The organism is Microcoleus sp. FACHB-68 (genome assembly GCF_014695715.1).
Classification (GTDB): domain Bacteria; phylum Cyanobacteriota; class Cyanobacteriia; order Cyanobacteriales; family Oscillatoriaceae; genus FACHB-68.
In genome coordinates, this window is sequence record NZ_JACJOT010000013.1 from 392,772 (window position 1) to 408,820 (window position 16,049).

Annotated in this window: 11 protein-coding genes and 1 tRNA gene; 6 read left to right on the forward strand and 6 right to left on the reverse strand. The window is 45.5% G+C overall.

Features of this window, described 5'->3' with window-relative positions:
* Nucleotides 1-34: 34 nt before the first annotated feature.
* The gene (locus H6F73_RS19390) at nt 35-2,578 is read right to left on the reverse strand and encodes a PAS domain-containing protein (RefSeq protein WP_190760402.1); all 2,544 of its coding nucleotides are present in this window, start codon (nt 2,576-2,578) and stop codon (nt 35-37) included.
* A 1,382-nt stretch (nt 2,579-3,960) separates the two neighbouring features.
* Here H6F73_RS19390 and H6F73_RS19395 point away from each other — a divergent pair.
* Nucleotides 3,961-5,172, forward strand: a complete 1,212-nt coding sequence (locus H6F73_RS19395) for an HhoA/HhoB/HtrA family serine endopeptidase (protein ID WP_190760403.1) — start codon at nt 3,961-3,963, stop codon at nt 5,170-5,172.
* A 60-nt stretch (nt 5,173-5,232) separates the two neighbouring features.
* Here the strand turns inward: H6F73_RS19395 and H6F73_RS19400 are convergent, their stop codons facing one another.
* The 3 genes from H6F73_RS19400 to ccmA form a co-directional block, all read right to left on the reverse strand.
* Nucleotides 5,233-5,595 carry a DUF760 domain-containing protein gene (locus tag H6F73_RS19400; RefSeq protein ID WP_190760404.1) on the reverse strand — a complete coding sequence of 121 codons (363 nt, stop codon included), beginning with the start codon at nt 5,593-5,595 and terminating at the stop codon, nt 5,233-5,235.
* A gap of 134 nt (nt 5,596-5,729) precedes the next feature.
* Nucleotides 5,730-6,248 carry an SMC-Scp complex subunit ScpB gene (scpB, locus tag H6F73_RS19405; RefSeq protein WP_190760405.1) on the reverse strand — a complete coding sequence of 173 codons (519 nt, stop codon included), beginning with the start codon at nt 6,246-6,248 and terminating at the stop codon, nt 5,730-5,732.
* 81 nt (nt 6,249-6,329) lie between these two features.
* Entirely contained in the window at nt 6,330-7,181 is an 852-nt protein-coding gene (ccmA, locus tag H6F73_RS19410; protein ID WP_190760406.1) for a heme ABC exporter ATP-binding protein CcmA, read from the reverse strand.
* A 104-nt stretch (nt 7,182-7,285) separates the two neighbouring features.
* Here ccmA and H6F73_RS19415 point away from each other — a divergent pair, with 104 nt between their 5' ends.
* Entirely contained in the window at nt 7,286-8,551 is a 1,266-nt protein-coding gene (locus tag H6F73_RS19415) for an FGGY-family carbohydrate kinase (protein ID WP_190760630.1), read from the forward strand.
* Between the two features lie 255 nt (nt 8,552-8,806).
* On the opposite strand, the gene pcrA is transcribed toward H6F73_RS19415, so the two are convergent.
* Nucleotides 8,807-11,164, reverse strand: a complete 2,358-nt coding sequence (pcrA, locus tag H6F73_RS19420; protein ID WP_190760407.1) for a DNA helicase PcrA — start codon at nt 11,162-11,164, stop codon at nt 8,807-8,809.
* 227 nt (nt 11,165-11,391) lie between these two features.
* Nucleotides 11,392-11,464, reverse strand: a tRNA-His gene (locus tag H6F73_RS19425).
* 269 nt (nt 11,465-11,733) lie between these two features.
* Between H6F73_RS19425 and H6F73_RS19430 the strand changes: the two genes are divergently transcribed.
* From H6F73_RS19430 to H6F73_RS19445, 4 genes are all read left to right on the forward strand, one after another.
* A complete protein-coding gene (locus tag H6F73_RS19430; protein WP_190760408.1) occupies nt 11,734-12,132 on the forward strand; it encodes a DUF4359 domain-containing protein in 399 nt (132 codons plus the stop codon).
* 89 nt (nt 12,133-12,221) lie between these two features.
* Nucleotides 12,222-13,742 carry a serine/threonine-protein kinase gene (locus H6F73_RS19435; RefSeq protein WP_190760409.1) on the forward strand — a complete coding sequence of 507 codons (1,521 nt, stop codon included), beginning with the start codon at nt 12,222-12,224 and terminating at the stop codon, nt 13,740-13,742.
* Between the two features lie 387 nt (nt 13,743-14,129).
* Complete coding sequence (locus tag H6F73_RS19440; protein WP_190760410.1) at nt 14,130-14,822, forward strand: manganese catalase family protein; 693 nt, start codon at nt 14,130-14,132, stop codon at nt 14,820-14,822.
* A 111-nt stretch (nt 14,823-14,933) separates the two neighbouring features.
* Nucleotides 14,934-15,734, forward strand: coding sequence for a CbiX/SirB N-terminal domain-containing protein (locus tag H6F73_RS19445; protein ID WP_347239575.1), 801 nt, complete (start codon nt 14,934-14,936; stop codon nt 15,732-15,734).
* The last annotated feature ends 315 nt before the right edge of the window (nt 15,735-16,049 follow it).

Sequence of the window (16,049 nt, forward strand, 5' to 3'; positions counted from 1 at the left end):
GTCCACTTGATGCGATTCAGTTATTAAAACTTAGTTAGCCCTTCTTCCACGCCGGCAGCTTAACCGGCACTTCAATAATAAACTCTGCACCGCGATCCGGTTCCGAAACACACGTCAACTGACCACTGTGTTTTTCTACAATAATTTGATAGCTAATTGACAGCCCTAAACCTGTTCCTTTTCCTGGGGGTTTTGTCGTAAAAAACGGATCAAATAACCGGCTGCGGATTTCCTCTGTCATACCTGGGCCGTTATCCGCAATACTAACGCGGACAAAATATTGAGAATCCAACATTGAATTTTTGTCTTCTTTTTTCGCAATCCATGCTGCACTTTCAATCAGCTTAGTGCGGATCGTAATCACACGGGGTGCCGGCTGATTTTCTAGGGCATCTAAACAATTGCTGCAAATATTCATAAACACTTGGTTTAACTGCCCTGCATAGCACTCCACCGGCGGCAAAACCCCATAATCTTTAACAATCTGAATGCTAGGGTGTTCTGGCGTTGCTTTCAAACGATGTTGCAAAATCAGCAGCGTGCTATCAATTCCCTCATGCAGATCAACCCGCTTTTTCTCCGATTGATCTAGACGGGAGAAGTTTCGCAAGCTTAGAACAATTTGACGAATCCGATCCGCCCCGACGTGCATCGAAGATAAAATTTTCGGTAAATCTTCCTGCAAAAACTCTAACTCAATTTCCTCTGCGGCTTCCGAAATTTCAGCAACCGGCTTGGGATAATTTTTAGCATAAAGTTCCAGCAAATACAGCAAGTTTTTCACATGATCTCGCGCTGGGCTGACATTCGCATAGATAAAATTAACTGGATTATTAATTTCGTGAGCCACCCCAGCCACCATTTGCCCCAAACTCACCATTTTTTCACTTTGCACCAGTTGAGTTTGCGCTTGCTGGAGATTTTTAAGCGCTTGTTCTAAAGCTAAGTTTTGCTTAGCTAGCTGCTGGCGCTGCCGATTTTCTTGCTCTCGGATTTGAGCTTGAAACAAAGCAATACTCACCTGATCTGCTAGTTGTTGCAACAGTTCAATTTCAAAGCTCGTCCATTGCCGCGTATCCCCGCATTGATGAGCAATTAGCAATCCCCACAACTGAGAATTAAGTCTCGCACCATTAGGATTAACGACCTTTTCTTCATTCTTGATTTTTAATTCTTCATTAACCAAAATGGGAACTACTAAATTAGCTTTGACTTCAATTCTTTGTAGCAAATCAATATGGCATTGTAGCAAATCCGAGTTTTCCAAATCAGCAATCGCTCTCACCCGACCGGCAGCATATAAATGTAAATACTTTTCCCCAAAACAAGGGTCTGAGATATTCTGTCCTAAAATCGCTGGAAACCCCGGACGCACGGCTTCTGTAACCACTGTTCCGGAGTTATCGGGTAAAAGTCGGTAAATTAAAACCCGATCCGTTTCCAGTAGATTTAGCACTTCTGTAACCGTGGTTTGAAGAATTTCTTCTAGTTGAAGAGATTGGCGTATTTTAAGTGTAATTTCCGCTAACAATTGCGCTCTTTGATGCTGCTTGAGAAGGTCATTTTCCGCTTGCTTGCGCTCAGTAATATCTTCACAAATTGCTAAAAGATATTGAGGGGTGCCGGCATCATCGAGGATGGGAACTTTTTTAGTATGCAATAGCCTTACCCCTTGATGCGGAGTATGAACCGGCTCAGCGGCTATGTCTACAAGTTGACCCTTGGCTAATACTTCTTGATCTTTTGAGGTAAAGAAATCAGCTTGCTCTTTGGGAAAGAAATCATAATCATTTTTACCGATTGCTTCAGCTTTAGAATAACCAAATAGTTTTTCACTCGCTTGGTTCCAGCCGGTGAACCGCAAAGATTCAGCTTCTTTAATTAACACGCAAACCGGCAAATTATCTATCACAGAATTCAGAAAGATTTGAGTTTGCTGCAATTCAGCTTCGCTATGCAGACATTCGCTAATATCACTAAAGCTGCAAATCACCTGCTCAACTTCGCCATTAGCTGCAAGCAGAGGATTCGCATTCACTTGCAACCAAATAATTGAAGCGTCAGCAGTCGAAAATGCTGCCTTAAAACCGGCAGCAGCTTCTTGCTTTTCACACTCCTGTTTTAACGCTTTACTTCTCTGGATGCCGAGAACAACATTCCGCACCGGCACTTTCGTGATCACTGCTTGCCGTACAGGTTGGAACTTGCTGGCAAACGGGGTGCCGTCTTGCTGAAACACTTGCCAGTCGCTATCAAAAGGGATCTGGCTGAGTAATTCACTTTGGCTTAAACCCAGTAACTCTGCTGCCGCTAAATTAGCGAATTTCACCTCTAACTGTGGACTGAGGAGTAAAACCCCAACTTGCATTTCATTCACAAATGTCTCCAGCAGAGACAGTGCTTGTTGCTGAGTTGACAGATGCCGATTAAGCTGGGACGTTACGAGAGTCACAACTAAAATTATTAAGACCGTGATGCAAACTGCCCACCCTAGCAATACAGGATTAACCGGCAAGGCAACTAAGCTGGGATCATAACTGCTGAGCAATATTTCGCCGGCATGGCTTATTTGAGTCAATTTAGGGCTGATGTAAATCACAGTTCAACTCAATCCTTACTGACACGTCATATTTTGAAAGATTTAAACCTAACCGTAGCAAATCAGTGAATTATGATGGCGGAAGCGGCTTAAATTCATTGCCTATAATAGCGTTGAGCAGCAACTGCAAACTCTAAATTGCAACCCTTAAAAATTTATTGTTTCAACAGCAGTGCGGCTTTTTGCTAAATTTCAATTCGGCAAAATTTTGAAAAAAATTAAACTCCTTTGAGTTAAAAAACATGAAAAAAGACTTGAAAAATAAAATTCCAACTTCATCAAATGTGATTCAGCGTCTCTACCCTGCCGGCTGGAAAAAATGTCCTGTATGAAACCAAGGGTAGAAAAATCAAAACTTTGAATTGCTAAGGCTGCTTCTGCAGGACACGCACCCTCATGAAAAAAATCTGAATCTGAGTTTTTTATAGCATAACTTAGAAATTTTGACAGTGGGGGTCAACACGAATTCGCGCTGCGACAGATGAGAAGCGCAATCAGCACTAACTGAAGATGATTGAGCGGCTTAGCAGCGAACTTTTGCAAAAGCGATTTCCAGCAAATTAAAGGTTGACTGATTGCTGGATAGACGAAAAAAAGCGTCCAAGACCCTCTAGATGCATTAGCAGCGATTGTTGCAAAACCGGCCTTTGCAAAAATTGAGTTTTTTTGGACAAAGGATGTAGGAACACTATTTTTTACTCATAAAAACTCGTAAAGTCAGGATGATATGAGCCAAGTAGCAGCAAAATGCCAAAATTTGCGTCGCCGGCAAGCAATTCAGTAACGCGAAGTCCTCCCCCTCACTTCCCCGTTTAAAAGGTATAAGAATGGCATTCTCCTAGCCATGAAACGTCCCAGAATGCAGCTAAAAAAAGAATTATAATATACAAAAAAGCTAGAAAAATAAAATTTACTAATTGGCAAGCGTTGGACGAAGAGGCCGGTTCAATCAATCAAGAATAAATGGCTCAAACAATCCAAAATGCAATGCTTCACCTCAAAAAGTTAGCACGCAGAAAAAGACAGTATTCAGGCGAGCTGAGCAGGAAAAGAAGCGGATTTGCTTTTTTCAACAGCACGGGCCGATTGGAAAAACAATTCTCTTTTTTCATTGACAAATTCAAGATAAAATGTTATTTGAATCTGAATGACCTAAAACCTAAAGCCTAAAGCTTAAATTCCCGCGTCTGATATGAGATAGATTTCACCGGCAGCGAAAATCTGGGAAATAAAGGCAGTAGGACAGATAAAATTGCGGTTTGTTATTAGTTGTTGAAGAACGAGGTCGTTGCAGCCCGAATTGCCGAATATTTGACTAAAGTAGAGTTATGTCCTGTATCGCCGTCAGATAGGGAAAATCTATGACTTCATTCTTAAAGCAGTTGAGCGTTTATGTCAGTTTGCTAGCCATAGGCGGCGGTGCGGGATTTTTAGGCAGTCGCTATCTGGAAGCTCAGAAAAACGCCAACAGCCCGCAAACGTTGCCCGTAGTGCTGCGAACACCGGCACGAGCGCCATTGCCGGCATCCAAATCCGCATTAATTGCGCGAGGAAACCCTAACTTTGTAGCCGAAGTTGCCCAAAAAGTCGGGCCGGCAGTCGTGCGGATCGACTCAGCCCGTAAAGTTGCCTCACAAATTCCCCAAGCTTTAGATAATCCCCTGTTCCGGCAGTTTTTCGGTGAAGATACCCCAATTCCTGAAGAACGGTTTGAGCGCGGTACGGGTTCAGGATTCATTACCAGCAGCGACGGAGAGATGCTCACCAATGCCCACGTTGTTGCCGGCGCAGATGTTGTGGATGTCACACTCAAAGATGGCCGCACATTTAAAGGCAAAGTATTAGGCATCGATCCCCTCACAGATGTCGCTGTGGTGAAAATTGACGCCAAGGATTTACCCACAGTCCAACTCGGCAAATCTGAATCCCTCGTTCCCGGACAGTGGGCCATTGCCATTGGCAACCCCCTAGGCTTAGACAATACGGTTACCGTTGGCATTATCAGCGCCACCGATCGCTCTAGTTCTCAGGTAGGAATTCCTGATAAACGCGTTCGCTTCATTCAAACCGATGCTGCCATCAACCCCGGAAATTCAGGTGGCCCTTTGTTAAACGACCAAGGGGAAGTGATTGGCATCAATACTGCGATTCGGGCGAACGCTCAAGGTTTAGGTTTCTCGATCCCTATTGAAACCGCCAAACGCATTGCTACAGACTTAGCCACCAAAGGCCGTGCTGAACATCCCTTTTTGGGCATTAAAATGGTACAGCTCACCCCCGCGCGGCAAGAAGAAATCAATCAGCAAGCAAAAGGGAACTTCAAAATTACCCAGGACAAAGGTGTGTTGATTTTAGGCGTTTTGAATGACTCGCCGGCACAGAAAGCCGGTTTGCGCGAGGGAGATATTATCCAAAAGATCGACGGCGCTGCCATTGAGACGACAGAAGAAGTACAAGATCGCGTCGAAGCAAGTGGCGTTGGTAGCGAACTCAATTTGGAAATTAACCGCAACGGGAAGATCCAGCGGATTGAAGTGCGGCCCGAAGCCTTTCCCCTCAAACAGCTAGAATAAGTTGCCGAACGCGAACAGTCTGCGCCGGCTCACTGGCAGTGAACCGCTGGACGCTAAACGTTAATCGCACTCGGATTCTCCACCGGCAGAGGAATCGCGACGCAGGGAGACACAATCGTCTAGACTTTCATCTAGTTGCATTCGCTGTTCCATCTGCCGCAGAAAATAGCCGGTCATCATGGCGGAAGCCAGCAACCCTGCTAAGTTTTCGCGGTTGGTGGTGATATGAACATCAAAATGATCGGAGGGAAGCAGTCCCACGAGTCCTTTGACGTTTTGAGAAATGATTTGCTTAATTTCGGGACTGGCGGACTTGGCCACACGGGCCAAAACCTCAGGGGGTTGGTGCTGGAGATATTTCAGCAGCGGGTTCGTTTCGCTGTCGTCAGTGTCGGATTCGTTAAAGTCAGGGTTAAACACCATGTGGCCTCTAAATGTCTGCCTTTCTTATTATCTACTCTAGACCATTCTGATAAAATGACGCCTCTGCAAGCTAGACGTACTCCGCTGTTGTGGATGAAAAATTCCAGCGTCAGTTAATGCTAAAGATAGATGTTTTATTCTTCTTCCAAGTTTTCCTCTTCGCTGAGGGGGAATTTCAGTTCTAGCTGCTGCGGCAATTGATCAACTTGGAAATATTGATGAAACTTATCGGTTATCTGCAACCAATAAGACCGGCCATCGGTTTGCCGGCGTCTGCGAACAAAACCCAGTTCCAAAAGTTCTTGAACGTGCTGATAAGCGCCAGAACCCCGCAGTTCTACTAATTCAGTTTGCGTAATCGGCGCTTTTAGAGCGATCACCGCCAAAGTCCGCAGTGCGCCCAACCCTAAATCTAAGGGAATAATTGTTTGTACTAACTCTTGGAAGCTGTCTCGCAGTTGCAAGCAATATCCAGCCGGCGTCTCAACGACTTCTAAAGCGCTGTCGCGGTGCGCGTAGTCGTTCATCAATTCAATCAAAGCGTCTTCCGCGTCGTCTTTCTCACAACCGGCATATTCAAGAATTTCTGCAAGGGAAAGGGGTTGACCCTTTAGGTAGAGAATGGCTTCTATTTTGGTTGCTAAACGATGCATTGAGGATTTTAGATTTTAGATTTTAGATTTTAAATTTTAGATGAGCGAATAATCGAAAATCTAAAATGGGTAGCCGCTTGGTTAGTCTAACTGGCGTCCTGTGAGTTCCACAAAAATATCTTCCAAATTGGAGGGGCGCACCATCATGCCGGTTTTATCGCTTTGCTGCTCAAGATAGGCATTTGCTTGTTCCAAGTTCGGGAAAAACACATATTCCCAGCGATCTCCAATTTGCTTCATCACCAGTCCTTCGCCGTGTTTCTGCCGCAGTTGTTCCAAAGTGCCCAATTCAATCAGCTTGCCGGCATCCATAATTCCGATGCGATCGCATAAATACTCTACCTCATCCATATAGTGAGTGGTTAGCAGCATCGTCATTCCCTGCTTGTTCAAATCACGAATAATTTCCCACAGCCGGCGGCGAGTTTGCGGATCGAGTCCGACGGTTGGCTCATCGAGAAATAGAATTTTCGGTTCATGCAACAGTGCTCTAGCAATTTGCAGCCGGCGCTTCATCCCTCCCGACAAGGTTTTAACCAGATCATCCCGCCGATCTGCAAGTTCCACATATTCGAGCCACTGGTTAATCAATTTCTGCCGGCTAGGGTTGGGAATATGATGCAACCGCCCGTGAAATTCCATGTTCTCCCACACAGACAAATCGTTGTCAACACTAATTTGTTGCAACACAACGCCAATCGACTGCTTAACTTGCGCTGCTTGCCGCGTGACATCATAACCGGCCACTTCTATCCGTCCACTCGTGGGGCGCGTCAGAGTAGTCAGCATCCGAATCGTTGTAGACTTGCCGGCTCCATTTGGGCCAAGCAAACCGAACATTTCGCCGGCTTCGAGGGTAAAAGAGAGTTCGTCAACGACGGGGACGTTGTTATAAACTTTGTGAACGTTGTGGAGCGAGACGGCAGCACCCATAAATGTTTATCGAAGATTAATCAACCGTTACGGTCTTTGTGAGATTATCGGCAAAAGTGGTGCCGGCTCCCATTATTAACCTTAATCTGTCAAAAAACACAGCGATGAACTTCTATCTCGGTATAGATTTCGGCACCACCGGCGCACGGGCAACTGCAATTGATGCTGCCGGCACCCTTCACGCCGAGGCGCAATATCCTTTTGATGGCACCAGCGATTTACAAAATCATTTGCCGGATCTCTGGCAAACGGCGTTATTTACCTTAATTTCCCAAATTCCCCAGGAAATCTGCCGCGATCTTAGGGCAATTGCGATTAATGGCACCTCTTCCACCGTTTTGCTCTGCGATGCCGGTGGCAAAGTGATTGCTGAACCGCTTCTCTACAACGATGGGCGGGGAGTCGCGGTGATGCAGGAGTTAAAAGCCATTGCCCCCGCAAATCATCCGGTAATTAGCGCCACTTCCAGTTTGGCTAAACTTCTGTGGTTCAAGCAAAACGCAAACTTGCCACTGCAAAAGCATTATTTCCTGCATCAGGCCGATTGGTTAGCCTTTTTATTACATGGCCGGCTTGGTATCAGTGACTATCACAACGCCCTGAAGCTGGGTTATGACCCTGAGCGTTTGTGCTATCCCAACTGGTTATTAGATATTAAATCACTACCACATTTACCAGAAATTGTCAAGCCAGGGATGCCGGTGGGGGAAATCACCGCAGAAATTGCCGAGCGGTTTGGCTTGCCGGCAGATTGCCAGGTATGCGCCGGCACCACGGACAGCATAGCCGCATTTCTCGCAAGCGGTGTGCAATCCCCCGGAGAAGCGGTAACGTCCCTCGGTTCCACCCTGGTGATCAAGCTGCTCAGCCAAACTCGCATCGATGATGCTCGCTATGGTATTTACAGTCACCGGCTAGAGGATCTGTGGCTAGTTGGCGGCGCTTCCAACACCGGCGGCGCAGTGCTGCGGCAATTTTTCACCGATACCGAGTTAGAAAGTCTCAGCCGGCAGATTGATCCTCAGCAAGAAAGTCCGCTTGATTACTATCCTTTGACCAAAGCCGGTGATCGCTTCCCGATTAACGATCCCAATTTGCCCCCACGATTGGAACCGCGCCCGGATAATCCAGTAGAATTCTTGCAGGGTTTATTAGAAAGTATTGCCCGAATTGAAGCGCAAGCCTATCAACTTTTGCAAGAGTTGGGTGCGACTAAATTAACGCGCGTTTATACTGCCGGTGGCGGTGCTAAAAACCCGGTTTGGAGTGCAATTCGCGAACGTTTATTAAAGGTGCCGGTGGGGGTGCCGGCACATACTGAAGCAGCTTATGGCACAGCATTATTAGCAATGCGCGGGCTAACTCAATAAAGCATTCACTCAGCAAATTCCGATTACATATTTTGAAGTCATTTAAAATCACCCAACTGGATGACCTAACAGAAGGAAGTGCCGGCAATCAGATAGCTATAACATTAATAGTTACCTTGATTGACACACTTCGATGGTTGCAGCACTTAAATGCAACCATTTTTTTTGTGGGTGCTTTGGGGAAAGCACCCGTAACGAAGGTGAGCATTTATCGCCTTCTCAAATTTGGGTGAATTGTGCCGGTGAAATTATCCTTTATTCCAAACGTTGCAGCGGCGCAGTCTTCGGATCGATAATCATCAAATTACCACCGGAAAACTTAATCCCTAAGGTTCTTTTCTCCCCCGATCCCAAAAGATGAGTCACTTTCCCAACCCCATGTCGCCCATCAACCACGCGATCACCCACTTTCCAATCTAGGATTTTAGCAGCATTTTTGAGCGTAAATTTCTCCCCCGCCCCTTTAGTCTTCTGCATCCCCGCACTCATACTTTTTGCTTTACTTCCACTCAGAAACTCTTTAGGTAATTCTGAGAGAAATAACGAAGGAATCGCCGGCTCCCGGTTTCCCCAAGTACGCCGTTCACTGGCATGAGTCAGAAACAGCCGTTCCTGTGCGCGAGTAATGCCTACATAACACAGCCGGCGTTCCTCTTCTAAAGAAGCCGGATCATCTAAGCTGCGGAAATGAGGTAATAAACCTTGTTCCATTCCTACTAAAAAAACCACCGGAAATTCTAAGCCTTTAGCAGCGTGCAGCGTCATCACTGAAACGCGAGATTCTTCTTCTTTCATATTATCCATGTCAGAACTCAGCGCTGCATTTGCCAGAAAATCTTCTAGGGTGGCGTCGGGATTTTCTTCTTCAAAGTCCAACACTTTGTTATAAAGTTGCAACACGTTGGCTAAGCGATCTTCACCTTCCTTGCCTTGCTCTTTCAAATCTTGAACGTAACCAGAATCTTCTAAAATACCTTGCACAATTTCCGACGGACTGGTGGGTTTACTTCCTTCCTCAACTTGCGCTTTTGCCTGCCACCCGCACATCATTTCCACAAACTGAAGAATGGGCTTTGCAGTCCGTCCTGCTAAAGTATTCACCGATTCTGCATCTGTAAGAATTTCCCACAATGGGATCGTTAATTGTTGGGCCGCATTTTGTAGCCGATCTAAGGTGGCTTTTCCAATTCCTCGGCGGGGTGTGTTGATAATTCTCTCCAAACTCAGCGTATCGGCTGGGTTCACAATAAATCGCAAATAGGCAACCACATCTTTAACTTCTTTGCGGTCGTAAAACTTTAACCCTCCAACCAAATTGTAAGGGATATTCCATTCTACCAGTGAGTCTTCAAATACCCGCGACTGAGGATTTGTGCGATATAAAATAGCAAAATCTCCCCATTTCAGTTCAGGGTGCTTGCGAACCAATTTTCTAATTTCGCCCACAACAAATTCAGCTTCTTCAATTTCATTACCGGCACGATGCAAATAAATCGGTTCACCTTCCCCACGCGTCGGACGCAGCACTTTATCAATCCGCTGGGTATTCTTTTCAATCAGGTGATTCGCCGCGTGCAGAATATTATCTCTAGAGCGGTAATTTTCCTCTAGTTTCACCATCGTGCGCGTGTCATCATCTGGCAACCCGTCGCCAAAGTCTTGCTGAAAATCCAGCAAAATTTTGAAATCTGCCATGCGGAACGAATAAATTGCCTGATCCACATCCCCAACGACAAAAACTGAGCGATTTTGCCAGTTATTAAAGGTTTTGGGGCTTTCGTTGTTCGTTACCAGCAACCGAATTAAATCATACTGAACTCGGTTCGTGTCTTGATATTCATCGACTAAAATGTGGCAAAACTTTTGATGCCAGTAACCCAATACCGTCTCATTTTGATTAAATAGCTGCACCGGCAACCGAATCAAATCATCAAAATCAAGGGCGTTATTAGCGGCAAGCGCGTCTTGATAAAGGCTGTAAGCGTTAGCAATGACCCGCCCGCGCATATTCGGCTGTTCTCGCTCAAGTTCTTGCGGGTTCAATCCCTGGTTTTTGGCATTACTAATCGCATAACGGACAGAACGCGGATCAAATTTTTTGTCATCCAAATTTAGAGTTTTGGTAACAATTTGTTTAATCCGGCTTTGCGCGTCCGATTCATCATAAATAGAAAACGTTCGCTTCCACCGGCGACCCCTTTCATCTTGATATTTTTCAATATCATAACGGAGAATCCGCGCACACAAACTGTGGAATGTACCCACCCAAAGCGGTTTAATATAAGTTTTGTACACCCACGAACGCAGCCTTGTTTGTTCATCGGGTGCTAAAGCATCAAAAGGCTTGCGGTATTTTTCGATTGCTTGCTGCTGGGCGAATAATTTCTCGATGCGTTCCTTCATTTCCCGCGCCGCTTTGTTGGTGAAAGTCACCGCCAGAATATTTTCTGGATCGACTCGGTGGGTGCGGATTAAATTTGCCACCCGAAAAGTTAGCGCCCGTGTTTTGCCAGAACCTGCGCCGGCAACAACCAATAATGGCCCGCAGAAATGCTCAACGGCTTGGCGTTGGGATGAGTTGAGGAGGCTGAGAAAGTCAGTGGTTTGAGTCATGGCTAGCCGGTGAAGTGCGCTCACATTGCGGGAAGATGCCCATTATATGCGCTTGAGAAAGCTATTATAGTGTAACGAAACTTGCTGACGACTCCCCAGCGTCTTAGGGTGCGCGAGTCACGCACCCAACTCTAAATCGTGAATTGACTGCAACCGCAGCAAAGCCACCCTCGCGCCACAGGAAAGCAGCAGAACAGAAAATTATTTGTTGCTCTACACAAGAAAAGGGCGAACGATGGGACTCGAACCCACGAGTGGTGGAACCACAATCCACTGCCTTAACCACTTGGCTACGCCCGCCATTGCGCTTCTTACTATAGCACTTCTTTCGGGTTGCGATCTACCCCTGCGTTCAAAATTCTCCATTTTTGTGATTATTTTTTTAAATTTCTATATTTTCCGCTTTGTGCTAAAATCGCCCACGACAAGCTGGAAGCTTTGCAAGTAAAGGATTATCCCAACAAAATTCCTCGCCAAAATCTCAAATCTGCGTCGGCAAACTCAGTCTAATGCGTAATCGCTAAAAGAAAACGGGTAGTCTTAGCTTAGAGATTCACAGCGGAAGACGTATGAAGGGTTTCAAGACTGCTGCAATCGTCGGGGGAGTTGTTTTGGCAGGAGTGGGAGTGGCAATGGCTGTAACCAATCCAGATCAAACTGCCTATGAAGAGTATGCCGTTCAGAAATTGACGGAGTATGTGAAGGGCAACTTTTGTCAAAAAGCCGGCTTTTTTGAAAATCGGTGCGCTGCAATTGTTGATTCTGGACAATCTGAGTTTAAGCAAGCCATCGCCCAGAACACACAACGACAAAACTTTATTTTTTTTAGTATTTATACAACGAATTTGTCTGTCACTCCATTGCTGCCTTCTAGACTCACATCTGTGCTGCCGGCATTACCCTCTTACCAGTTTGAAACTGCTGGAGTGCTGCAAAGCTTTTATACTTATCAAGCCAAGCAAAAATAAAGGAATTGGCTACTTTTCAGCTAAGCGACCAAGCTAGAGGTTATCCTAGGAACATTTAAGCTTTACGCACCGGCATTGAGCGACTTCCTATGACTTACTGCGTTATCCCAGGATGCCAGCACCCCCACAACTGTGATACAGCTAAAATTTGCCAGAGTTGCGGTTCTAAGCTGTGGCTCAAAGATCGCTACCGCCCGATTCAACAAATCGGCCAAGGAGGGTTTGGCCGAACCTTTTTAGCCGTTGATGAAGATATCCCTTCTCAACCGCGCTGTGTGGTTAAACAACTTTACTTTTCACAAGATAGCAATAGCAACTTTCAAAAAGCGATTCAGCTTTTTCACCAAGAAGCCGTCAGGTTAGAACATTTAGGTACGCATCCACAAATTCCGTCTTTGCTAGCGCACTTTGAACAAAACAAGTGGTTGTATTTAGCTCAAGAATTAATTGAAGGGGAAACACTTTCACAGCAATTGAAGCAACAAGGTGTGTTTAGTGAAAAACTGATTCTACAATTGCTACAAGATTTGCTGCCGGTGTTGCAGTATATCCACGAGCAACAAGTAATTCACCGGGATATTAAGCCGGCAAATATTATGCGCCGGCGCAGTGATGGTAAATATATCCTGATCGATTTTGGGATTGCCAAATTGTTTGCCGGCACTAATCTTTCCCAAACCGGCACAATCATTGGCAGTTTAGAATATATGGCACCCGAACAAACGCGAGGTAAAGCCCTTCCTGCCAGTGATCTTTACAGTTTAGGCGCGACTTGCATTCACCTACTCACCGGCATTGCCCCCTCTAACTTATACGACACAACCCGCGATCGGTGGGCGTGGCGCGATTATTTACCCACCGGCACTGACTTGGGTGGAATGACTTCGCCCGCGTCTCGCATTCGCTTGGGTAAAGTTTTGGATAAATTGTTGCAAAATGCCCTCAATCAGCGATATCTTTCAGCGGCTGAAGTGTTGCAAGCGCTGAATGAGCCGGTAAACCCCCCTGCTCAAAAAACCGTTCGTCAATCATCCTTAAAAACAGCTTGCCCTTCGATTAAATCTTCTGTGCCGGCTGTAGTAAAATCCTCACTTCCCCGCCAAAATCCTTCATTTTTAAATAAACTATTTCGCCGCGTAACCCATCAATCTCAAGATAATGATTCGCTCACCTCAGAGGTGGGGGTTGACTATACAAAATTGCGCGATTTACTGGCAGCGCACAAATGGCAAGAAGCCGATCAGGAAACGAAAACCGTTTTATGTCAGGCTGCCGGCAAGCGAGGCGGTTATATCGATACCCGTAATATTGAACAATTGCCCTGTCAAGATTTGCAAACAATTGACCGGCTATGGGTGAAATACAGCGCAGGTCGCTTTGGCTTTAGTGTGCAGAAAAAAATTTATGACAGTGTTGCCGGGGACTACGCAATGTTTTGTGAACGCATTGGATGGCCGGCTCATAACCCAACGATTCCCAATAACAGCCTAAAATTTAAATCCTCAGCGCCGGCGGGACATTTGCCCTCGCGGATATGGGTTGGGGGAATTTACTGGTGGCAACACGCCGGTGCAATGTCTGAAAAACTTAGCAAATGTGACACTCTTTAGTTTTTTCCAGCCGGCAGTAATGCCACATTCGCAACAGCACGCTCGGTTATTGATCAAATACTCATTGATTCCAAAAAGCTCAAATCCTTTGATTTCAGAGGTTTTAAAAGTAGAGTCTGGCTGCTATTTATATCTGATTGCTATAGCAATCAGGAGCCGGTTAAACCCGTCACTGTCCTATCAATCTAAGATTTAAAATCCATAAATCTAAATGGCTCTATCTTAAAGCAGAGATCGCATATTCTTCATTTGTCTCTGTAGATAGACGTACCCATTGCCATCAAAAAAGACAATGAATCCAAGACAAACATTTAAAGCCAGGTAACGCTTCAAGCAGCTTCCCTGGTTAGACACCTGCCGAAAAAAAGCTCAAAGAGGTATTGAATCGTGTTTTTTCACAAAAAAGAACTCATTAAAAAAGATGTGAAAATTGAGGCACCAAATCCTCGTTTCGCCCAGTTGCTACTCGAACAATTTGGCGGGGCAACCGGCGAACTGACCGCAGCTTTACAGTATTGGGTGCAGTCCTTCCATGTGGAAAATCCAGGCATCCGGGATATGCTTCAAGATATTGCCATCGAAGAGTTTAGCCATTTAGAAATGGTTGGCAAACTGATTGAAGCCCATACCAAAAATACAGACCAAACAGACGCGTTCAAGAGTACACTCTTTGCGATGCGAGGCATCGGGCCGCATTTCTTAGATAGCCAAGGCAGTGCTTGGACAGCAGCTTATATCAATGAAGGCGGCGACGTGGTGCGCGATTTGCGGGCTAATATTGCGGCAGAAGGCGGGGCGCGTCAAACTTACGAACAGTTGATTAAATACGCTCCGGATGCGGGAACGAAGGATATGCTGGTTCATTTGCTGACCCGCGAAATTTCCCACACCCAGATGTTTATGAAGGCGCTGGAATCACTGGGTAAACTCACAGATCCTTTCTTCGGTAATGTTCAGCCCGATCAAACTGTAGATATCTACTACAATTTATCGACAAATGGCGCACAGGATGAGCGCGGCCCCTGGAACTCTGAACCAGATTTCCGCTATATTGCCGATCCGTTGAATGCTAAAGCTTAATCTGCTTTAATCGCTCCTAGCTTGTTCTAAAATGAGTCAGAAGTAACTTTTCTTCTGGCTCATTTATGTTTTTATAAGTACAATGACTGCGGATAGATTGCAAATATCTCAGTGATTGTTCATTTAAAGTTTACAGGCACCATCAAGAAATTGTTATCTGCTTATCTATTGGTATTTCACGGCAGCCGCGACCGGCGCTACCAGGTTGCTGTCGAGCAACTGACTCAATTAGTCTGCGATGTTCAGATGCACCGGCCGGCTTCTGGACGCTCAGGATCGGGAAATTTGGCAACGCATTCGGCAGAAACCTTCGTTGGGATGGGTTTGTTAGAACTGCATCCCTTGCCTTTGCATGAGCAAATTCGAGAATTCGCTGAGCGTTCTTTTGCCGCCGGCATCCACTCTATTCAAGTGGTGCCGGTGTTTTTACTTCCGGGTGTTCATGTCATGGAAGATATCCCGGCAGAGGTCGCCAGAGCGCAACAAGCTTTAGGCTCACAGGCGAAAATAGAGATCAAGCCTTACTTAGGTAAACATCCGGGTCTTACCGGCTTGCTGTCGGCACAACAGGCAAATATGGCAGCTGATGCCTGGATTTTGCTATCTCACGGCAGCCGTCGTGCCGGTGCCAATCAACCGATTGAGGATATGGCCATTAAGTTAGGTGCGGTGCCGGCCTATTGGTCTGTACGATCAAGTTTGGAAAAGCAAGTGGAAGCACTCGTGAATGCCGGCCACCGAAGGATCGGGATTTTGCCCTATTTCTTATTTGCTGGCGCGATTACCGATGCGATCTCCCAATATGTCAGTGAGCTTTCCCAGCGATTTTCCGCAGTAGAATTACAGTTAGCTGAACCTTTAGGAGCCGGTATTGCGCTGGCACGTTTGATTTCAGATTTGGCTGGAGAATAAACCGCACAGGCTTGGAGCCGGCACAACCCATAAAATTACTATCGGGATCATCTCATTGTTTAAAATTTTTTGTAGTGCCGGCATCTTGCCCGCTTGCTGTAATCTAAGGGAGCATATTGCTCCTACTCCTCGAATGTTGTTGTCGTCATCTTAAGGAGTGAGAGCATCTTGCTCCTTCAATGTTTTTACAAATTAAATTTTAATAATAATTTAAATATCTTCTAAATTAGTTATTTATATTAATTCATCTTTTATAAAGCTATTTTAATTTTTATTTAAGTTAATCTTTTGTCTAATAATTTTATTCAAGCGCTT